Here is a 21,284-nt window from a genome sequence, read left to right as displayed (position 1 = left end):
AATACCAAAAAAGCCTAGGTTCTGCACTTGTTGTGCAGGACCTAGGCTTTTTTGCTACTTCGAGCAATATTCTCGAAAGCAGCTGCTTCACAGTTGGTTACAACAGATTTCTTTTCGCCATTTCTGCGCGATACAGTTCATAGACCGCATCACTTTGCTTTGCATGGCTGCGGTAAAAGAGCCCATAAGAGAAAATCGCTTGGAAATTGCTTCCTTGATTTGCTCGTGCTACAGCGTGGTACAAATTCGCCAACTGCTGATCAGACATCTTCCCGCTTTTGATTCGTTTGGCAACTGCTTTTTGGGAAAGGGTAAATAAAATCGTCGTAAATACTTGATAAACCACCCAAATAATCAGAATAACCAAAATAAATTTCACTAAATCAGGCATCACTTTTCAACTCCTTACAAAAAGTAAATCATTCGGATGATTTGATGTCAAAAATAACAGTACGACAATGATTAAAACAATCAGTCGTACTGCTATTCCTTTATTGACTCTATTCATCTAAGTATCAATAAATCGACTCCGCTAAAAAAGAATAGACGGTATCAATGTCTCTTTATTTCGCCAAACGATAGATAGCATCTGCATAGATCACCGCTGCGTTGAATAGGTCATCCAAGCTCATGAATTCATTGGCTTGGTGCATGGTGTCGACATAGCCTGGGAACATTGCGCCATAGGCAACGCCGCGTTTCAATAGACGGCCGTATGTGCCGCCGCCGATGATTTGTTCAAAGCCTTTTTCGCCGGTATGTTCTTCATAAACCGCCAATAAAGTTTCTACCAATGGATCATCTGCTGGCACGTAGTGAGGTTCCATGTTGCGGTCATTGCGAGTAACGGTGGCCCCTTCCATACCGACGGTGCGTTCCACACCGATTTCAAGTCCTTCCGCAGTTACACCTTTAGGATAACGGAAGTTCAAGGCGATAAAATTGTCTGCTTGCGTTCCTGCTTGGTTCGCTTTAAAAGCAAACAAGCCAGCATTCATAGTTAATTTACCCATTTTTTCGTCTTCGTACGCCACACCTAATTTTTCACCGTAGAAATCTTCATGGACATAGGCTGCTGCTGCATGGATGAATTGTTTTGCGCCGCCGCCAAAGGCATAGTTATCTAAGAAGACAGCTAAGAAGGTTCCCGCATTGATTCCTGATTGTGGGCTGGCACCATGGGCACCTTTACCGACTAATTCGATCGTCACTTGTTCATTTTCTGTTTCAATTGTGCCCGTCACTGGATTGGCTTCAACGTAATCGAAAAAGGCTTTTTCGATCGCTAGTGCTTCTTCTGTTGATGGAGCAATGAAGCTTGCTGTTGCCGTTCCTGGTACCATATTTTCTCGCAAGCCAGCAGTAAAGCTTTGCAGCGTGAAGTCTCCTTCATTGTTGCCTTGGAAATGGATCCCTAATGTCACATTTCCTTTTTCTCCATTGATGATTGGGAAATTGGCATCTGGTGAGAAGCCAAAATCAGGCTTTTCTTCATGCTCAAAGTAGTAATCCATATCTGCCCAGCCGCTTTCTTCATCAGAACCAACGACAAAACGGATTTTTTTCGATAATGGCAAGCCTAATTCTTTGATAATCTTCATCCCATAATAGGCAGCCATTGAAGGACCTTTATCATCAGAAGAACCACGAGCATAGATTTTGTTGTCATTGATGACTGGATCATAAGGATCGGTTGACCAGCCGTCACCTGCAGGAACAACATCCATGTGGCCGAAGATCCCTAATGTTTCGTCTCCTTCACCAAATTCGATGTGACCAGCGTAGTTATCGACGTTTTTGACTGTGAAGCCATCACGTTCGCCATAAGCTAGCATGTGTAGCAACGCATCACGAGGTCCAGGACCAAATGGCGCATCCGCAGTCGCTTTATCATCTTCTCTTTCACTTTTCACTTTCAATAGATCAATCAAGTCGTTCAGCAAATCGTCTTTGCGGGCTTCGACCTCTTTTTTCCAATCGATTGTCATAGTGTTCCCTCCATTTCTGTTCTCGCTATTTATGATAACACTCTTAAACCAAAAAAGGAAAAAAAATTGCGCCTTTTTCCATGGGTCTTTTCTATGAAATTTCTAGGAAACAGGTATAATAAATATAACTCGATTTTGATTAACGAAAGGAGTCATTGCATGGAGCAACTTGATTCTGCAATTTTATCCAAAGTGATCCAACAGCGCCCGACAAAAAGCCACAAAGGCACTTTTGGCCGAGCCGTTTTAGTAGGGGGCAACCGCCAATTCGGTGGGGCGATCTTAATGGCTGCGCAAGCCTGTGTGTATGGGGGAACTGGTTTGACCACCGTGATCTCCGATGGCGTCAACCGAACCGCCCTACACGCCCGCTTGCCTGAAGCGATGTTTGTCGATTGGCAGCAAACAGAACTGATCGATACGGTCACCGAATCGGCAGACGTCCTACTGATTGGTCCTGGATTAGGCGAAGGAAAAAGCAATTTTGATCTGCTGCAGCGGATCGTTTCTGCCCAAAAAGAACACCAATGGTTGGTGATCGATGGTTCGGCGATCAATTTGGCTGCCAAATATCCGCTGATCATCCCCTTTCCTGAACAAGTCGTCTTCACGCCGCATCAGATGGAATGGCAACGGCTCAGCGGACTGGCAATTGCCGACCAGACAGAGGAAAACAACCAGCAAGCCCAACAAAAACTCGGAAGTCTGGTAGTCTTAAAAAGCCATCGCACACAAATTTACGGCAGCAGCATCGCCCAAAATCCCCTCGGAACACCCGCAATGGCGACTGGCGGCATGGGTGATACGCTGGCAGGCATGATCACCAGCTTTTTGGCACAGTTTGAAAAAACAGAGGAAACGATCCACGCGGCTGTCTATCTCCATAGCCTGATTGGCGAAGCATTGGCAAAAGAGCACTATGTCGTTTTGCCGACACAAATCAGTGCCGCATTGCCTCAATGGATGAAAAAGCACCAAGCATCCGATCTAGAATGATTTCTGATAAACCATTCATCAAAAAAACGTCCCTTTCTGCATTTATCGAAAGGGACGTTTTTTCCAATGGTCAGCTAATTGTTAAAATAAACCACTCGCACTTCATACGGCGCCAAGGTTGCTGTTTGAGGGACTGCTTGATTGGTCTCTAAATCAACGACTTCTTTGATCAAGTCCAATGTCTGCTCTTTCTCAGAAAAATTCATGATGAAAAAGTACGTTCGTTCTGGACTGATCCTGCCTTGGATCGAGACTGCAGGATTGGCATGCGCGATCCTTTCCTCTGCCAAGGACAGCTCACCGACCAAAGAGGCATAAAACTGTTCGAAAAAGTCATAGTTGGTGCGAGCCGCCAGATAGTAGGCAGTGCCTGCACCAAAGGCATTTTTGGTGATCGCAGGTGTTCCTTGGTAAAAATCCGCTTGATACTCCCCTAGCACCTCCGCTGTTTCGGCTTCAATGATTGCAGAATAGTCCCGTGTTTCAAAGGGCTGTCCTTGAAAAACCACTTGATTGTGTTCAGTGTCAAAAAGAGTTTCCAGCTCCAGCACGTTGATGCCTAATAACCCTCGCAACGGCTGTGGCAAGCCCCCCAGATACAACAGGTCGGTTTCATTGACCATGCCGCTAAAGTAACTGGAAATCAAGGTACCACCGGCTTGTGTATACTGGCAAAGTTTTGCCATCGTCTCTGATGTCATCAAGTAAAGCATTGGAGCGATCACCAACTGATAGTCAGAAAAATCTTGCTCTGGCGTCAAAATATCGACAGCGATGTCTTGTTCCCAGAAATAACGATAATGCTCCTGCAACGTTTGCGGATACCGTCTGGTTGGTCGACCAAACCCGCCGCCTCGCTTCAATGCCCAGTTGCTTTCCCAGTCAAAAAGGATCGCCACTGCTTTTTTTCTTGTGGTTCCTTGAATCTCTTTGATTTTTTCCAAGCGCTTGCCGTAAGCCGCAACTTCTTTGAAGACCCGATTCTCCGTGGAATCATCATGTCCCACGACTGCTCCATGGAATTTTTCTGAATTGCCGCGGGATTGGCGCCATTGAAAATACAAGGTACTATCTGAGCCGTGAGCGATCTGCTGCATAGCACTCAACTGATGGACACCAGGCTTTTTCGCTTTATTAAAGGAATGCCAGTTAACAAAACTCGGCGTGCATTCCATCACTAAAAAGGGCTGTTTCTTCAATGACCAGTATTGATCATGTACATAGGCGGATTTCATCGCTGTCGCTGCCAAGGATTCAAAGTTGTTGTTCCAATCAGGGTAACTATCCCAGCTAACGATGTCCACATGACGAGCGAACTTGCTGTAGTCAATGCCTTCTAAAGGAATAAAATCTTGAGTAGCATGTCCTTCCGCCATAAAATTCGTCGTCACAGGAATGTCCGGTGTCAGCTGACGGATCGGCGCACATTCATGCAAATAAAAATCGATCGTCCTATCTGTGACAAATCGTTTCCAATCAAGATCCATGCCATGCACTTTGTGTTCCCCTAAAGGTGAAGGTGGTAAAACCTGCGACCAATCAGAGTACGTACCGCCCCAAAAAGAAGTCCACCAGGCATGATTCAACGTGGCTAAATCACCATATTTTTTTTGCAGCCAGCTGCGCCAGTTTTCCTGACAATAGGAGCAAAAGCATTCCCCAGAGTACTCATTGGAGATATGCCACATGGCTAATGCCGGATGCTTGCCGTAACGTTTTGCCAACTGCTGATTGATTTGCGTCACCTTTTCCCGATAGATCGGTGAAGAGTAACAGTGATTGTGGCGAAACCCATGGGTATGTTTTTGCCCTTGGGCGTTGGTCCGATTGACTTCAGGATACTTTTGGCTTAGCCATTGAGGCCGCCCACCGCTAGGAGTGGCCAAAATGACTTTGCCGCCGATGCCATGGATCTGATCAAACACTCGATCCAACCAGTCAAACTGATAAACGCCTTCTTGCGGCTCTAAGGCACTCCAAGCAAACACCCCTAATGTGACGGTGTTGACATGGGCTTGCTGCATGTAGGCAAGATCCTTTTGCAAGATTTCTGGATAAGCCAGCCATTGATCGGGGTTGTAATCCCCGCCATGCATAAACTGCTGATCAAACAATTGATTGCTCATCATTCTACTCCTTTTTTGGCTTGTAAATGGTAGACAAATGATTGAAAATCGCCAGTGACTTGCGCTGTTCCATGGTTGACGGCATTAAACTGATAGGGTTTACGCAACCCTAATTGCCTTAACAGCTGACCAGAGACAGTTTCGCCATTTATCTGATACACCTGTTGGGCATTAAGAAAGGCTGCGGGCAAAAAGTCTTCCGCCGTCGGATTGGCTTGTGCCAACACGCGAAAGAAAGCAATCAAGGCTTCTTCGTTTTGCGGATCATACACTGCCCAAGTCGTTTCATTGGCATGGTCCAACTGCTGCAGCTGGTAAAAAGTGCCAAAGGTCAGCAATTGCCGCTGTTTTTTATAAAAGACGATTTGGGATTTGATCGCCTGCTTTTCAGCTTCAGACAAGTGAAAGAGATCGAGTTCATACCCCAAAGGCCCAAACATTGCGACGGTTTGCCGAAAGGCTAAAGACGTTGCCCGGCCGACTTGGTGGTTTGGTGCCGCCGACACGTGATTGCTGAAGGAGGACAAAGGATATCCTAACAACGTTCCGCTTTGGATGGCTAAACGTTCCACTGCATCACTATCATCACTAGGCCAAATCTGCGGACTGTAAAATAAGATCCCTAAATCGTATCTGCCCCCGCCGCCAGCACAGCCTTCGATCAAAAGGGTCGGAAACGCAGCTAAGATTTTTTCATATAAGCGATAAAGACCTAAAATGTAGCGATGATAAAACTCCGTCTGAGAAATACCCTGTTCTGCTAAATAGGGAGAGTAAGCTTCAGTGATATTGCGGTTCATATCCCATTTGATGTAATCTAGCTTGGTTTCAAGGATCACTTTTTGCATCGCTTCGAAAATCGCCTCAACCACTGCTGGATTGGCAAAATCCAACACGTATTGCCCGCGCCCCACAGAGATCCGCTCATAAGGATGCTTGACTACCCACTCAGGATGCTCTTGGTACAACTGACTATCTGGCGAAACCATTTCTGGTTCAAACCAAATCCCCAGTTGCAGCTGCATGGCATGAATTTTCTCAGCAAAAGACCCGATTCCTTTTGGAAATTTGGCAGGGTCCGCCACCCAATCGCCTAATGAACTGCGGTCGTCGTTGCGTTTTCCAAACCAACCATCGTCAAGCACAAAGCACTCCATCCCTAACGCCTTGCTTTCATGGGCTAAGGTCAACAGCTTCTCTTCATTAAAATCAAAATAAGTCGCTTCCCAATTATTAAAGACGATCGGCCGCTGCCGCTTTTGCCAATAAGGGGCAATCACATGCTTTTCGATAAATTGGGCGGATTCTTGACTCAAGCCATTCAGACCAGCAGCGGTGAAGGTGAAGAGGCATTCTGGGGCTTCAAAAGTTTCTCCTTGTGAAAGCTGCCAGCTGAAATGCTCAGGATGTATCCCCAACATCAATCGAACGTTGTCCCATTCATCCATTTCCGCTTGCGCCAAAAAGTTGCCCGAATAAATCAGGTTGGCACCATAGACGTGACCAGTGTCATTGGTGGCTTGCTGTTCTTTTAAGGCGACAAAAGGATTGTGCTGATGACCAGACGCTCCTTTTAACGAGCCGACACTGATCGTCCCTTGGGTCAAAGGGACCGTCTTGATATGCCGTTCTTTCAGCCATGCGCCTGAAAGATGCAGCAGTTCAAAATCGCGATTTTTCAGCTCCAAGACACCACTCAAAAAGCGCTGGATGGTTCTAGGCTTGCTCCCCGTATTGGTCAGTGTTTGCTGCCGCGTGATGGTTCCTGATCCTTTGAAGATCGTATAGGTGATCGCCATTTCCAGCTGCCGCTCTTGATCTACTAATTCAAAGACGATGCTTTGGCTTTCATCAGCAGAAGCAAAGCTGGCTGGTTGCGCCAGCTTTCGTTCTTTGCCCTCAAAACAGTGAAAAGCCACAAGTTTAAAATCAACATAAAGTGGGGTTTCTTCCTCAAAAACCGACACTGCCCCTTCTCGAAAATCAGAAGTCCCATACGTTGGCAATTCTTGAAAACGGTCCGCCAAGGTAAAAAGATTGTCTGCTTCAAAAAATTTGACGGTTCCTGCCGATTTATTCTCTTTTTTCTCAAGGTACGCTTGATCAAATGGCGCCAGTGTGCCTAGAGATGGCCCAAAATAGACATGACCCAGTTGCTGATTTGGTAACACATTGATGATATAACTGATTTTTTCATTGTATAAGTGAAAGAGTTGTTCATTCCTAATTTCTATCATTGCTATCCTCAATTTCCCCATTTTTTTCATTTGTCCCTGCTCGTTGACAAGCTGCTTCAAGATAACGCAAGCGTTTTTTGACGCCGCGATTGAAAAAGAATTTATAAAACAGCGCCGCCAGCATAAAACTGTAGGTTGTTTTCTGCTGCTCAAAACGGCTTTGTTCCGAATACGTGACTTGCAGCTTCCCTTTTCGTCCTGGAGCAAAACTGTACCGTTGATCGATCACTCCTTCTTCATGGGTCGTACGAAGCCACAGCTCATCCGAGGCAATTTTTTTGACCGTCATGACGGCAGGTACCAACCGCGGGGCGGTTTTGGTTTGGATCATCGTTTCAATACGGCAGCCTTCCCCGAACGGTTCTTGGGCTTGTTTGGCTAGAAAGAATTTCTCTTGTTCCGCCAATAACACACGGGAAAAGTCCGTAGGTGTGGTATTCATTTGATAACTGCAAGACAATGTATCGGTTCTCATCACAAATTCCTTTCTAAAGGGTGCGCTATTGCATTCCTTTCCGTTTCTGGGCTTATCTTTCTTCTACCCTTTGATTGATCGTTTCAGATGTCGCTTGTTCATTTAATGCCGCTTCCGCTTTTTCTTCTTTCAAGTACCCGCGATCCATTACGATCAAGAATGGCACCCAAATCAAGGTCATTACGGCAACCGTCACTAACTGTAAGATTGCGCCGGCAACAGAACCCGTGCCTAACCAACCAGATAAGAAAACAGGGGTCGTCCAAACCACCGTTGCTCCGATTGGCCGCGGCACCAAGCCTGCGGCGATCGCAAAGTAAGAGATCGTCGTACTGGCTAATGGCGCTAAGATCCATGGGACAAAAGCGATCGGGTTCAAGACGATCGGCAAACCAAAGGTCATCGGTTCAGATACGTTGAAAACAGATGGAGCGATCACCGTCTTCATTAATTTTTTCATCCGAATCGAACGAGCGATAAAGAAGGCCATTGTAATCGAGATCCCCAGCTGCATTCCTTGATTGACGAACACGCCCATAAACGTAGTGTTAATGATATGGGGCAATTGTTCAGCCCCTGCTTTGTAAGCTTCATAGTTTTCAATCGCTAACGCATTCATGATTGGATCGATCACCGCATTGACCACTAGTGTCCCGTGAATCCCAAACCACCAGAAGAATTGGGTGAACAAGACGGCGATCAGTACTGCTGGCAACGTACCGCCTAAGCCCATCAATGGTTTTTGCAAAATCTCATAAACGAAATCAACGGCATTGCCCCATGAAGTAAAGGTGAACAAGTAGCGGATCAAATTGAAAAGGAACAACGGTGCCGCCCCAGGAATGATGGCGACAAATGATTCTGCGATCATTGGCGGAACCGAATCTGGCATTTTGATCGTCAGCCCAGCCGCACTGATTTTGCAATAGATCTGCGTAGCGATAATGGCCGTGATGATTCCGACAAACATTCCCTCAGCCCCTAATTTCGACAAGGGGATCACTGTACCTAACTCTTCGGATGAGCCAAAAGGCAGCAGCATCAAAAACGAAGACAGTGAGATGGCACCCGCAAATAATTTGGCTTGTCCATACTTGCCAGCCAACTGATAGCCGATCCCAAAAACAACGAAAATAGCGGTGATACTCATGGTCGCATTTCCGATAGGACCAAAAAAGTCGTTTAGAAACGTGATGAATCCCTCTGGAAGTTTTTCCGAGAGTCCGAAAGTAGCAGGCAGATTTTGAATAATAATCATAATTGACGCAAACATTGTTGCAGGAAAAGCGACCATAAACCCATCACGAAGACTTAACAAGTATTTGTTGTTGGCAATGATCTGAGCAAAAGGCACCATCTTTTCGGCTAATTTATCAATAAACTTCATTTCGTTTTCTCCTTTATTTTTAACTGTAAACGTTTACTACAATCAGTATAGTTGTTTAGTTAATGTTTACACAACCCCTAAAATAAAAAAAGATCAGACGTCACTGATCTTTTTCGGCAATCGATTCTCTAATGATCAATTCACTGCCACAAACGACGCGAACAGGCATCGTCCGCACCCCAAGGATTTTATTTTTCGCTAATTCGACACTCATCTGCCCCATCTCTTCAGCTTTCATCTTGACGGAAGACAGTGCGGGCGTCATAAATTGCGCCATTTCGATATCATCAAAACTAACGACTGACACATCTTTAGGAATCGATAGCCCCGCTTCAGCGAGTGCCTTGTAAACCCCGACAGCCATAGGATCGCTGGCAACGACGATCGCTGTGGGGCGAGGATTCATTTGCGCGATCTGCTGACCAAAATGCAAACCAGTCTCTGGTGACCATTTCCCCTGCAGCACGGTTGTGAACTTTTCCAATTTATTGAGCAGCATCCATTGGCGATAATTTTCTGCTCGAATCTCTTGTTCATCGTAAACGACTTCGCCAGAAATCGTCACTCGGCTGGCAACACCGCCCACAAAGGCAATATTCTCATGGCCCTTCTCTTTTAACAACGTGAGGATCTGGTGAGTCTTTTGGGCAAAATCGGTTTGGATGCAATCGTAGCTGGGTGCTTCACTATAATTATCCACCAGGATAATATTGGCATTTTGCTGACTGATCTCTGCCAAAGCATCGCTGGTCATCTCTCCAATAATAATGACTGCGCCATACTTCGCCAATTGTGCCAAATCTTTTTGAGGCTCCCGCATGGAAAAGGCCCGAATCGTTTTTAAGCGCCACTTCGCCGCTTCTTTTTCGATCCCATTGCGGATCATCATAAAATACGGATCGTTTCTTTCCGACTCTCGATCGTGGCGGGTAATGATGGCAATCGTGTTTTGGTCGCCGACTTCACGGGAATGGGGTTGATTTTTTTCTTTTGAATAATTCATTTGGTTGGCGATCTCAATGACTCGTTGACGCGTGTGTTCATTGATACTGAAGGTTTCATCATTGTTAAGGATTCTAGAAACGCTTGCTACCGACACCCCGGCTAATTTCGCGATATCTCTCATACTTGCCATAGCTGCACCTCATCTGTTTACTGTTTACTAAATTTACATTCAGCATAGGCATAATTTTTGGCTCTGTCAACCTTCTTTTCACAAAAAAACCGAAACTCCTTAGCTTTTCACTAAGGAAGTTTCGGGATACCCATTTGTTTTCTATTTGAGCGCTTGGTCACAGAGCACGACATTGACTAAATACAAGGTGCTGATTCCTAAGACCAATAAGTAGACTGGACCAAACAGCAAAAAGGTCAAGACAAGCGTCACTGTTGCTAAAAGATGCGCCAGTACTCGTTTGGGTGAACGAGTAAACTGATAAAAACTATAAAACAATGAGCTGGGCTGCTGCGGATAGGTGTGAAGCAGCCTCGTTTGATAAAGTAAGACCAAGCAAAACAAGCCAAAGGTGAACGCTAACGCGTAACTAGCGATCTGAAACAGCGGGTGCTGCAAACGGCTAAAGATAAAGCTGTCCGCCAAAAGCAGCAGGAAGAATAGACTGAGCAAACGGTCTTGCCCTTTTCTTGTTGTCCACTGTTGATGAAATGCCTGCTGAAAACGAGCTTTGCTGCTTGCCTCCAAGCCATCGTTCCGCAGTTCCGTCAACGTCTCGATCAATGCTCGACTAGCGGTGGTACTCGTGATCAAAGGCAAGGAATACAACAGCCACATGCCTTGTAAAACCAGTAAATGCGGAAGCCAGTTGATGCCAGTCAACAGCGCTTGGTTTAAGCGTTGCGGGGTAACTTTTGTTCTCATCCTTTGGAGCCTCCCGTCAGATCCATTCCCTCAATAAAGTAGCGTTGAGCGAGGAAGAACAGCAAGATCGTCGGCAATAGCACAAGCGTTGCTCCTGCCATCAAGTAGTTCCACTGGGTCGTTGATTGGTTTTGGAAAACTTGCAGGCCAATCTGCAGCGTGTACTTTTCTTGGTTTTGAATATACAGTAATGGTCCTAAGAAATCATTCCACGCCCCATTGAAGGAGTTGATGGCAATCGTGATCAGCGCGGGTTTCGTCAATGGGATCATTAGATGGCTCCAAATATAAAGATGATTGGCGCCATCGATCTTAGCGGCTTCGATCAATTCATTGTTGACAGACAAGTAAAACTGCCGCATCAAGAAAATGTTAAAGGCGTTGCCGAAAAACGCTGGAACGATCAGCGGCAGATAGGTGCCGACCCAGCCGATTTTGGAAAACAAGACATATTGCGGGATCATCGTCACAAAGCCAGGAATCATCATGGTAGACAAGACGAGGGCAAAGATCAGATTTTTTCCTGGAAAGGCCAATTTTGCAAACCCGTAGGCAATGAAGGAATTTGATAAGACATTCCCGAAGACTACTAAGACAGTAATGAATAAGGTGTTTTTTGCATACTGCCAAAAAGGAAAGGCGTTGATGGTCTCCAAATAATTGCCAAGATTGATTTCTTCTGGGAAAAAGGTCGGCGGGTAACGCACGATCTCCTCCATCGGTTTCAATGACGTAAAGACCATCCATAGCAACGGAATCAGCAGCACGATCCCGATGATCGACATCACCACATAGCTGATGATTTTTTTGACTCGCTGTTGGCTTGATTTGCTTCGTGTTATTGTCGTCATTTCCATTAGCTGCCACCTCCGGTATAGTGAACCCAGCGTGGTGCCAGCTTGAGATTGATAAAGGTCAAGACTAAGACGATCAAGAACAAGATCATCGACATGGCCATCGCATAGCCCATATCAAAGGCGACGAAGGCTTTGTTCCACATATGCAAATTATAGAAGAGCAGCGAATTTGCAGGACCGCCGGTACCATTTTTGGTCATCACGTATGCTTCTTGGAAAATTTGAAAAGAACCGATCGTTGAAGTAATCACATCATAGAAGATGATTGGCGTGATCAAAGGGATCGTAATATTTTTGAATTTCGCCCAGACTCCCGCCCCATCGATCTCAGCCGATTCGTACAGCGTCGGTGAAATATTTTGCAAGGTAGCTAGATACAAGAGCATCGCGCCCCCCGAACTCCAAATCTTCATCAAAATCAACGCTGGTTTCGTCCATTCGGGATCAAACAGCCATGCTGGACCTTTGATATTGAACCAGCTCAAGAAGGTATTGATCAATCCTGCGGAAGGAGATAATAATTGCATCCATAAGACGTAGACGGCAACCCCTGAAAGGATCGCTGGCAAGTAAAAGGTGGTTCGGAAAAAACTGATTCCGCGGATTTTTTGATTCAATAAAGTGGCTAGAAAGACACTGAACAACGTGGTTAAGGGAACATTGAAGAGTACAAAATACGCCGTGTTATAGAGAGATTTCCAAAATAGGGTATCTTGCGTAAACATGCGGGTAAAGTTCTTAAAGCCGATAAAATTCATTTTCGAAGTCAGATTGTAATCGGTAAAGCTTCCTACGAAGGAAAACAGCATGGGCCCTAACATAAACACCACGAACCCAAGCAAAAATGGTGCTACGAAGAAGTAGCCCCAAAGAGCTTCTTGCCGTTTACTTTTTGAACGCTTCTTTGGCATTCCTTCCACTCCATTCTATTTTTACTCATTGTTTGTTCAAGAAAACATGTCCGCTTCGCAAAGCAGAAAGCAAAGCCCAGTCCGCTAACCGACTGGACTTTCCTTCTTTTTTAAAAACGCTCGTTTTGAAGTTTATTTGTTTTGCTCAACAAGATCTTCCACCGCTTTTTGCGCATCTGCCAACCCTTCAGCCGGTGTTTTGCTGCCTAGCATGATTTGGTCGATCTGTTCATTGACAAGACTGCTGAAGTCAGGCGCTGTCAATGGCACAGGCGTGATCACCGTATTGGCAAAGTTTTCATCCGCCATTTGGTAGATCATTTGGCCGTTTTCATCTAGATTGTCGTTGTTGACCAAGTTTTCGTTGGCTGTCCGATTCGCCATGATATCAAAGCTCTTCTCACCAAATTTCTCTTGAACTTCTGGTGTCGACAAGTATTTGATAAACTCATAGGACGCTTCAGGATCTTTGGCACCGTATGGCACTTCTAGGACGAACCCGCCGCCCCATGACCAGTGACCAGAGCCGCTTTCTTTTTCAGGAATTTGAATGACCCCAAATTCAAAGTCATCTGGTGCATTTTCCGCCAAACTTGAGTAGTAGTTGATGTTTTGCGCACGCATCGCCACTAATCCAGAAATGAATGGATCGGCAACCCCTGAACCAAATTCAGCTTCTAAGCGATTGATGGTATCTTGACCATAATACTCTTGCCAGTCTAAGATCCATTCCAACGCTTCCACTTTGTTGTCTGTATCGATTTTGACGTTCTCATCCTTGTCAAACCAGCTGACGCCATCGTCGGCATTCAACGCCCACACGTCAGCGCCTAAATTCCACAATGGGTAAAAGCCGATCCGCTCAAAGTCATCACCGTTTTTGACATCTAATTTACGAGCAACTGTTTCTAACTCCTCCCACGTTTGTGGCAGTTGCTCTTCACTGATACCAGCCTCTTTAAAGAGTGTCTTATTGTAGAAAATCACTTGCGTATCTGTATTGAAAGGAACGGCATAGGCATCCCCTTCGTATTCCACTGTATCCCATAATTGCGGATAAAATTCATCAGAAAAGCCCTCTTCGATATACTCACTTAAATTCGTTGCTTGCTGCGCTTCTGCCCGCTGAGCAACAGAATTGATATCTTGTACAATAACATCAGGCGGATTGCCAGCAGTGATCGACGACAGTGATTTTGTCCAAATATCGCCCCAAGGCTGGTAGCTGTATTTGACCTCGATTTTATCTTGTGACGCATTAAAATCATCAATAATTTCTTCAATTACTTCTTGTCTTGCACCAGACCCCCAGAAGGACCAAAAGTCCAACGTCGTTTTGCCATCTGCTGACTCATTCCCCGAGGAATCAGCGGTTTCACTGTTGCCGCATCCTGACGCCAGTACACCAACTGAAAAAAGCAAAGTCCCCATATAAAATAACTTTCTCATTTAACCTAACCTACTTTCATTTATTTTTAATGTACTATTTAAAAGCTATCACTACTTCTTCTTTTCAGCAAACAAAAAGCATCGTTATTCGAATAAAAAAATAACGTTTTTACCGTTTCTCGACAAGAAGAGCGTTTTCTTTGAAAATATAAAAAAAGTGGGGCATCATAGAAATAGCACCTATTTTTCAACCTCACGTCAGACCATTTGAAAAACGATGTTTATAGAAAGGGAGTAACCACATGCTAGTCATTGTCGATATGCAAAACCAAATTCTCGATGAAGAGAACGAAGCGCATGTACCAGATGGCGCCGCTCTCGTCAAACGAATCGCCAAGCGTCTAGAACAAGCGCGGGCGAATGGGGAGTACATTTTACACACCCGCGACATTCCAATCGAAGTAAAAGGAACGCCTGATGAAGAAGCCGATGCCCTGCAGCTGATCCCAGAACTTAAGCCTCTCGAAAATGAAAAAGTCGTCAAGAAATACTATTACAGTATTCCACCTGAGGTCTTGATCGACATTAAGAAAAATCTATTTGAACCTGAAGAAGAAAAGAAAATCGAAATCACCGGTGTTGAAACCAACATCTGTGTCCTTTCCAATACCATCGAGATCCAAAGCGCCTTTCCTGACGCTGATTTTACTATCAATAAAACATTAGTCGCTGGTAAAAACCACGAGTCACAAGGACTCGACATCTTACGAGACTTCAATGTCCAAATCATTGATGGCACAAAACAAAACAATGACCAATAGGTAACGAAAGCTCCCTGTTCAAGGAACAGAGAGCTTTTTCAATTTGATTATTCATTTAATTCATTGAGCCATCTAATAGCTCGGTCGGAATTTCAATCCGAACCTCATTTTCAGTCTGACAGTTTGGACATACGAAGGTTCCTTCGATGGCTTCCTTCACTTCCCCGTAAGCATAATGAATAGCGATTTCATCTTCTGCCAATTCATTCGTTTCCAACGGTGGTACCATGGTTAATTGCCCCTCGCTGTCTTCTTGTAAATGAACGACCAGCTTCCCATCAAAGTTTTCATTGCAATTGGTGCAGGAAGCTTTTCCTCGAATCGTTAGATCCATGATCATCCCCCTCATTTCTTGTCACTGGTTGATGCAGGTTCCGTTAGATACTCGTAACGCATGCATGCTTCACTTTAATAGTGTCACGCTTTCACTTTTTTAGCAAATCATCTGTTTTTCTTTTTTTAAACCATTGATGAAGAAAAAACAAATCAACCGTTTTGAGCGTTTTCGTTGTCAAATCGTTAAAATCCTTGCAGAATTAAATTATCTGTTACTAAAAAGTAAAAACGTGTTGTTGAAAAAATTAGTGATTGTCCGAACTTATCTGAACAAACAAGGAGGAAAAATGATGCAAGCAGTAACTTGGCAAGGAAATCAAAAAATGGACGTTCGCCGTGTAGAAGATCCAACGATTTTAGAACCGACGGATGCGATCATCCGAATCACCGCAACCGCAATCTGCGGCTCTGATCTCCACCTTTACCACCATGGCGGCTCGGTTTTGGAAGAAGGCTATGTCGTTGGTCACGAACCAATGGGTATTGTCGAAGAAGTTGGCAGTCAAGTACAGAAACTAAAAAAAGGCGACCGCGTCGTCATCCCTTTCAATATCGGTTGCGGCCATTGCCACTTTTGTCAAAATGAAATGGAAAGCCAATGCGACAATTCTTCAGAAGATACATTGTATGGTGGCTTATTCGGTTTCGGAAAAATGAACGGCAACCACTGGGGCGGTCAAGCCGAATTCTTGCGCGTACCTTTCGCAGATTTCACCTCGTTTATCGTACCTGAATCAACGATCCCTGATGAAAAAGTATTGTTTTTATCTGACATCTTACCTACAGCGTATTGGAGCGTCCAAAACGCTGGCGTCAAAAAGGATGATACCGTGATCGTCTTAGGCTCAGGCCCAGTTGGGTTGTTTGCCCAAAAATTTGCCGTGATGGCAGGCGCTAAGCGGGTGATTGCCGTGGATCCTGTTGCTCATCGCTTAGAAAAAGCCAGCAGCTACAATCAAGTCGAAACATTCCAATTGGATGATTTGGCTACTAGTGCTGATGAACTGTATGAGCTGACCAAAGGTGGCGCTGATGTGATCATCGACTGTGTTGGGATGGATGGTTTAGAACCCGTCAAAGAAAAAGCCAAAAACCTAGTCAGCTTGCAAAGTGGCACGATCTCACCGATCCAGATGGCCGCCAAAGCAGTCAAAAAATTTGGTACCGTCCAAATCACTGGCGTTTACATGACACCAGCTTCTTCTTATCCATTGCAAGAATTCTTTATGCGCAACATCGATGTCAAACACGGGCAAGCACCTGTGATCCATTTGATGCCAAAAATTTATGATATGATTGCGGACGGCTTGTTTGACCCGTCACAGATCATCACCCACACGATGCCTTTAGCTGATGCTGCAAAAGCGTATGAGATTTTTGACAAAAAAGAAGACAAGAACATCAAAGTTGTCTTGAAACCTTAGCACAAATAAAGGAGCAGTGATGGCACCTATGCCAAAAATCAAACGGAGTGAACATCAATTCGATCCGGGAAAAGAAGAAGATGTGATCATCAAGGCAAGCCGCTTTCGCATCTACTTTCAAAATCGCTACATGTTGATCTCACTTACGAATGATATTTTGACGGGCTTGTTTTATATTTTCGGGAGTATCGTTTCATTAACTAGTTTGCCTGCGATATACGGAACGATCGCCTATTTGATCGGCGGAGTCTTTTTGACCATTCGCCCGCTGATTAAAATCGTTCGCCATGTCTATATTTATAATGAGCGCAATCAAGACGGCGAGAAAGAAAAAGATGTCACCATCACCGACGATGAAAGTTGATGGGACGACAACTAGAGAGGAGTTTCCTATGTTAAAAACATTTGATGGGATCGCACTGACCTTATTGATCATCGGCGGTATCAATTGGCTGCTAGTCGGCGCCTTCGATTTTGACCTTGTCGCCGCGATCACCGGCGGCAGCACGTCGATCATTGCCCGCGTCATTTATATTCTAGTTGGGATCAGTGCATTGTATAGCCTGAAATTCTTTCCAGCTATCGCCCGCCAACAAACCCTCGACTAATTGAAAATAAAACCTGCATCTGCGGTGTCCTGACCCTAAAAAGTTAGATTTTTGGTCTAACTTTTTGAGGTCGCATCTGTGGATGCAGTTTTTTTGTCTACAATCATTGAAAAAAAACACCAGTTGTACTACTCTTGTATTTAACCTACTATTTTCGAAAAACAAAAAGGACGTGACTCATGACCCCACCTACTAGACCCTCACTGATACGTCGGATACTCGGCTGGATACTTTTGCTATTGATTTTCTTATTTATTCTAAGTATTATTGGCGGAATCATTGTTTTAAATAACCTCACCATCGCGGAAAACTGGTTTGGTCTGAATGAATACCAAGTCGTTGAAACCAGGCATCAGATCATTCGTTTGTTCCCCTACTTTTGGGTAGCAGGGATCCTGCTGGTCTTTTTGATCGGTCTGATCATCGGCCTCAAAAAACACAAAAAATCGCCATTTTACTGGTTATTCTCATTGCTCTTGCTGCCAGCGATTCTCTTTTGTATTGGCGTAGTTTCCACCTTTTTACCTGTAGACCGCCAACTCTTTCGAGAAGAAACCAGTGCCAAAGAAATTATGGCGGCGCTGCCAAATCAATCTTCATTCAAGGACAAAGAGCTGCAACTGGTCAGCTATAGTTTTCACATCCGCAATGTCCCGCTGAAAAGCGGCATTTATGCAGTTGCGCGAGTGATCAATCCAAACACAGGCCTGCAAGACGAGTATTGGTATTACCCAGAAAATCTGTTGACCAAATGGAAAAAAGACGACGATACGATCGAGCTTTCGATGGAAGATACCATTGCCTTTGATGCCATCGATTGGGGCGTCATCCCCAAGATCATCAAGGATTCTGAGGCACGAGCAGCTCAGCTGGATCACTATGTCCCTGGCATCAGCATCGTCATTTTAAACGGCTTCCAAGGTGAATGGACTTGGACCGTTGGTTTAAATGGGATTCGTAATCGCACCGAGATCAATTATGTTTATGATCTCAAAGGAAATTATCAATCCGAATGGCAATAAAACAAGCGGCACCTATCCACGTGAATAGGTGCCGCTTTTGCTTTTATCGGTTTACTGATCCAAGTCTTTGACACACCGAAACCCTAAATTATAGGCTGCCGACATCCCAGAATTACCATTTCTAGCGGCAATTCGGTATCGTTTGCAATAGGATTCGTGGCACAAAAACGAACCGCCGCGAGTCGCATACAGTTGATCATCTTGTGTTTGATTCCTTACCCAAAAGGTTTGTCCCGTCTGTTGTTGAAACTGTGTCAGCGGGATGCGGGCAGGATTGACGCACCATTCCCAGACGTTGCCGATCACTTGATAGAGACCAAAGCCGTTGGGCTCATACCATTTCGCTGGCGCTGTATTGGCAAAGCCGTCTGCTCGCGTGTTGCTTTTTGGAAACTCTCCTTGCCAAATATTGCAATGATAGGTATTTTCTGCCAAAAATTCCCTTCCCCAAGGATATTTTTCAAAACTTGTCCCGCCTTTTGCAGCGATCTCCCACTCTGCTTCTGTCGGGAGGCGTTTTTTTGCCCATTGGCAATAGGCGATCGCATCGTTGCGAGACACCTGAACCACTGGGTGATCCATCCGCTGGGCAATCGTTGAATCAGGTCCTTCAGGATGACGCCAATCTGCGCCACTAACTGCGTACCACCAAGCCATATTCGGTATCTTTTGACTGCGGTGTTTCGTTTGCTCACTTAAAAAATAGTGAAAAACGAACGACCAGCCAAAGCGCTCGGCTTCTGTGACATATCCTGTTGCTTCCACAAAAACTTGGAAAGCTTGGTTCGTCACCGTCGTGGCATCAATGGCAAATGCTGGGCTGTCGAGGCTGATTTGCGGTCCCTCAAGATCCTCGGCAAAGCCGTCCATCGTATTCGTGCCGATTCGATAAGTTCCTGCTGGAATCGTGGGCATCTGCTTGCCTCCTTTTTACAATAATTGATAGCCATTGTACAGATTAATCAGTAACACCAGCACGATCACAGTTTGAAATACCAGTGTCACTCGCTGCGGTGACAGGACGTTGCTGGCCTTGGCGCCTAACAGTCCTCCCACGATCGCGGCTGGAATAACAAACCACAAAATTTGCAGATCATACGCACCAAAACCTGTCGTAAAAGCGATCGTCAAAATTTTCGCCAGCTGTGAGAAAAAAATCGTACAAATTGAATAAATCGTCGCCTCTTTGATCGGCATGGCAAACAGCAGCATCAATAAAGAAACATTGATGGGTCCGCCGCCTATCCCCAGCAAACTGGCTAGAAAGCCGAGAATCAAGCCACAAGCTGCATACCAGCCGACTTTTTCCAACGCAAACCCGCGCCAGTTATATTTTGTATACAAAAAAGCAAACAATAGTGTCAGCACGGTCACAAGGATTTGGATCAGCTGAACCATCTTGTCGTCTCGAAAGACAAGCAATAGCTGTTCAAAGGCAACATTGCCTAAAACACCGCCTAACACAGCGCCGCCAGAAACCCACAAGGCAATCGACCAATTGATTTTCCGTCCACTGGCTAATTGTCTAGCTGTCGAAACGATGGACATCGTGAAGACCGCTGTCGCCGAGTAAAAAGAGATCGCAGCAACAGAATGGGCGCCGATAAAATCGAAAATCGGTTTGATCAGCACGCCGCCCCCCATGCCCGAAACTGCCCCTACGGCATTTGCTAAGACGATCACGAGAAAATAAATCAGTCCGATCATTGTCTCACCCCTTGCAAAAGCCCCAGTATCTCATTGATTCTAGGTGTAAAGTCTTTTAACAGCTCCTGATAACCGCAAAAACCCTCACTATCCACGTACATTGCATCTTTCATTCGTTTACAGCCTCCTCGGCACATTTTTTGGAAAGGACATTGCGTACACTTCGAAGGCATGTCTTTTTTCTGGCACAAAAACTGCTGTGAACAGTCTTGAGAAAACAATTCCCGTAACGTTTGCTCTTGGATATAGCCCATGCGAAACTCATCTAATACATAAAAGTCACAAGGATAGACACTGCCGTCGGCTTCGATCACATACTGCACTTGGCAATTGCCTAGAATCCCGCAGGCAGTTACTTGCTGCCGCACCAATAGATTCAGTAAATCATCGAACAGCTTGATACTTAGGTAGCGCCCTTGCTTCAATTCCTGCAGCCAAAACGCCAACAGCTGCTGATAAAAGCCAGCAAAGCTTCTTGGTGTCAAGGCATAGTCGTTGGTTGATGTGGCATCCAAATCAGCCAAGCAAGGAATGAATTGCACAAATGTAATCTGCTCTTCCTTGAGAAAGTCAAACACACGCTGGGCTTCCTTTGCTAACGGATTTGTCAACACGCACAAGACATTGTACTCGATCTGATAGGCATCCAATAACCGCTTGGTCTGTAAAACCCGCGCAAAGGTTCCCCGCCCTTTGGCGTCTAATCGATGCCGATCGTGCGCAAGCGGATGCCCATCGATCGACAGCCCGACTAAAAAGCGATGCTCTTTCAAAAAACGACACCACTTGTCATTGATCACCATGCCGTTGGTCTGGATCGCATAGTGTACTGTCACTTGCTTTTTTTGCGCCGCAACATAAGCCGTTAGTTTTCTAAAGTAACTCAGCCCCGCCATCGTCGGCTCTCCGCCTTGAAATGCCAACGTCAAATGATCGCCAGCTTCTAAGTCTGCATAAATGTTTGCAATCATCTTTTCCATTACATCCTCTTTCATTTTGCCAAAGGAACGCACTTCGCGCAAGGAACTGACGTTAGCATAAAAGCAATAGGTGCAGCGCAGATTGCAAAGAGAGGATGCTGGCTTGATCAATACGGAGATGTGTTTCATGTGTTGTTCCTC

Annotated in this window: 21 protein-coding genes; 6 read left to right on the top strand and 15 right to left on the bottom strand. The window is 45.2% G+C overall.

Going from position 1 to position 21,284, the window contains the following annotated elements:
- Window positions 1-97: 97 nt before the first annotated feature.
- Together A5867_RS06350 and pepV are read right to left on the bottom strand one after the other, a co-directional pair.
- Window positions 98-391, bottom strand: coding sequence for a hypothetical protein (locus A5867_RS06350; protein ID WP_087627148.1), 294 nt, complete (start codon window positions 389-391; stop codon window positions 98-100).
- Window positions 392-563: 172 nt separating this feature from the next.
- On the bottom strand, window positions 564-1,988 hold the full coding sequence (pepV, locus tag A5867_RS06345; protein ID WP_005225493.1) for a dipeptidase PepV: 1,425 nt from the start codon (window positions 1,986-1,988) through the stop codon (window positions 564-566).
- A gap of 159 nt (window positions 1,989-2,147) precedes the next feature.
- Here pepV and A5867_RS06340 point away from each other — a divergent pair, with 159 nt between their 5' ends.
- On the top strand, window positions 2,148-2,984 hold the full coding sequence (locus A5867_RS06340; RefSeq protein ID WP_087627147.1) for an NAD(P)H-hydrate dehydratase: 837 nt from the start codon (window positions 2,148-2,150) through the stop codon (window positions 2,982-2,984).
- Window positions 2,985-3,058: 74 nt separating this feature from the next.
- Here A5867_RS06340 and A5867_RS06335 read toward each other — a convergent pair whose 3' ends face one another.
- The 9 genes from A5867_RS06335 to A5867_RS06295 form a co-directional block, all read right to left on the bottom strand.
- Window positions 3,059-5,113: a beta-galactosidase gene (locus A5867_RS06335; protein ID WP_087627146.1), complete on the bottom strand. Its 2,055-nt coding sequence runs from the start codon at window positions 5,111-5,113 to the stop codon at window positions 3,059-3,061.
- Window positions 5,110-7,347 (bottom strand): alpha-galactosidase, encoded by a 2,238-nt coding sequence (locus tag A5867_RS06330; protein WP_087627145.1) that lies wholly within the window; start codon window positions 7,345-7,347, stop codon window positions 5,110-5,112. The genes A5867_RS06335 and A5867_RS06330 overlap by 4 nt, the downstream gene beginning before the upstream one ends.
- Window positions 7,334-7,822 carry a hypothetical protein gene (locus A5867_RS06325; protein ID WP_087627144.1) on the bottom strand — a complete coding sequence of 163 codons (489 nt, stop codon included), beginning with the start codon at window positions 7,820-7,822 and terminating at the stop codon, window positions 7,334-7,336. The genes A5867_RS06330 and A5867_RS06325 overlap by 14 nt, the downstream gene beginning before the upstream one ends.
- A gap of 52 nt (window positions 7,823-7,874) precedes the next feature.
- Entirely contained in the window at window positions 7,875-9,209 is a 1,335-nt protein-coding gene (locus tag A5867_RS06320) for a PTS transporter subunit EIIC (RefSeq protein ID WP_015509292.1), read from the bottom strand.
- 100 nt (window positions 9,210-9,309) lie between these two features.
- Window positions 9,310-10,344, bottom strand: a complete 1,035-nt coding sequence (locus A5867_RS06315; protein WP_016621049.1) for a LacI family DNA-binding transcriptional regulator — start codon at window positions 10,342-10,344, stop codon at window positions 9,310-9,312.
- 141 nt (window positions 10,345-10,485) lie between these two features.
- A complete protein-coding gene (locus A5867_RS06310) occupies window positions 10,486-11,088 on the bottom strand; it encodes a hypothetical protein (protein WP_087627143.1) in 603 nt (200 codons plus the stop codon).
- Window positions 11,085-11,945 carry a carbohydrate ABC transporter permease gene (locus A5867_RS06305; protein WP_087627142.1) on the bottom strand — a complete coding sequence of 287 codons (861 nt, stop codon included), beginning with the start codon at window positions 11,943-11,945 and terminating at the stop codon, window positions 11,085-11,087. Before A5867_RS06305 ends, A5867_RS06310 begins: the two co-directional genes overlap by 4 nt.
- Window positions 11,945-12,856 carry a sugar ABC transporter permease gene (locus A5867_RS06300; RefSeq protein ID WP_005234717.1) on the bottom strand — a complete coding sequence of 304 codons (912 nt, stop codon included), beginning with the start codon at window positions 12,854-12,856 and terminating at the stop codon, window positions 11,945-11,947. The genes A5867_RS06305 and A5867_RS06300 overlap by 1 nt, the downstream gene beginning before the upstream one ends.
- Window positions 12,857-12,988: 132 nt before the next feature.
- Window positions 12,989-14,305, bottom strand: a complete 1,317-nt coding sequence (locus A5867_RS06295; protein ID WP_087627141.1) for an ABC transporter substrate-binding protein — start codon at window positions 14,303-14,305, stop codon at window positions 12,989-12,991.
- Window positions 14,306-14,547: 242 nt separating this feature from the next.
- On the opposite strand from A5867_RS06295, the gene A5867_RS06290 reads away from it, so the two are divergent.
- Window positions 14,548-15,066, top strand: a complete 519-nt coding sequence (locus A5867_RS06290; protein WP_087627140.1) for an isochorismatase family cysteine hydrolase — start codon at window positions 14,548-14,550, stop codon at window positions 15,064-15,066.
- A 55-nt stretch (window positions 15,067-15,121) separates the two neighbouring features.
- On the opposite strand, the gene A5867_RS06285 is transcribed toward A5867_RS06290, so the two are convergent.
- Entirely contained in the window at window positions 15,122-15,406 is a 285-nt protein-coding gene (locus A5867_RS06285) for a hypothetical protein (protein WP_026008050.1), read from the bottom strand.
- 286 nt (window positions 15,407-15,692) lie between these two features.
- Here A5867_RS06285 and A5867_RS06280 point away from each other — a divergent pair, with 286 nt between their 5' ends.
- From A5867_RS06280 to A5867_RS06265, 4 genes are all read left to right on the top strand, one after another.
- On the top strand, window positions 15,693-16,826 hold the full coding sequence (locus A5867_RS06280) for an alcohol dehydrogenase catalytic domain-containing protein (protein WP_074534994.1): 1,134 nt from the start codon (window positions 15,693-15,695) through the stop codon (window positions 16,824-16,826).
- 19 nt (window positions 16,827-16,845) lie between these two features.
- Window positions 16,846-17,190, top strand: coding sequence for a YrhK family protein (locus tag A5867_RS06275; protein WP_086297251.1), 345 nt, complete (start codon window positions 16,846-16,848; stop codon window positions 17,188-17,190).
- A gap of 28 nt (window positions 17,191-17,218) precedes the next feature.
- Window positions 17,219-17,434 carry a DUF378 domain-containing protein gene (locus A5867_RS06270; protein WP_170927506.1) on the top strand — a complete coding sequence of 72 codons (216 nt, stop codon included), beginning with the start codon at window positions 17,219-17,221 and terminating at the stop codon, window positions 17,432-17,434.
- A gap of 179 nt (window positions 17,435-17,613) precedes the next feature.
- The gene (locus A5867_RS06265) at window positions 17,614-18,456 is read left to right on the top strand and encodes a hypothetical protein (protein ID WP_087627139.1); all 843 of its coding nucleotides are present in this window, start codon (window positions 17,614-17,616) and stop codon (window positions 18,454-18,456) included.
- Between the two features lie 51 nt (window positions 18,457-18,507).
- On the opposite strand, the gene A5867_RS06260 is transcribed toward A5867_RS06265, so the two are convergent.
- Genes A5867_RS06260 through A5867_RS06250 form a run of 3 tightly spaced genes read right to left on the bottom strand, consistent with a single transcriptional unit; the run spans window position 18,508 to window position 21,272 of the window.
- Window positions 18,508-19,371 carry a formylglycine-generating enzyme family protein gene (locus A5867_RS06260; protein ID WP_087627138.1) on the bottom strand — a complete coding sequence of 288 codons (864 nt, stop codon included), beginning with the start codon at window positions 19,369-19,371 and terminating at the stop codon, window positions 18,508-18,510.
- 15 nt (window positions 19,372-19,386) lie between these two features.
- A complete protein-coding gene (locus A5867_RS06255; protein ID WP_074534991.1) occupies window positions 19,387-20,163 on the bottom strand; it encodes a sulfite exporter TauE/SafE family protein in 777 nt (258 codons plus the stop codon).
- The gene (locus A5867_RS06250; protein WP_087627137.1) at window positions 20,160-21,272 is read right to left on the bottom strand and encodes an SPASM domain-containing protein; all 1,113 of its coding nucleotides are present in this window, start codon (window positions 21,270-21,272) and stop codon (window positions 20,160-20,162) included. The genes A5867_RS06255 and A5867_RS06250 overlap by 4 nt, the downstream gene beginning before the upstream one ends.
- Window positions 21,273-21,284: the final 12 nt, after the last annotated feature.

It is taken from the genome of Enterococcus sp. 6D12_DIV0197 (genome assembly GCF_002174385.1).
Taxonomy (GTDB): Bacteria; Bacillota; Bacilli; order Lactobacillales; family Enterococcaceae; genus Enterococcus_D; species Enterococcus_D casseliflavus.
The sequence above is the reverse complement of the archived record's forward strand: the minus strand, read 5'-3'. Positions and strand labels throughout refer to the sequence as shown.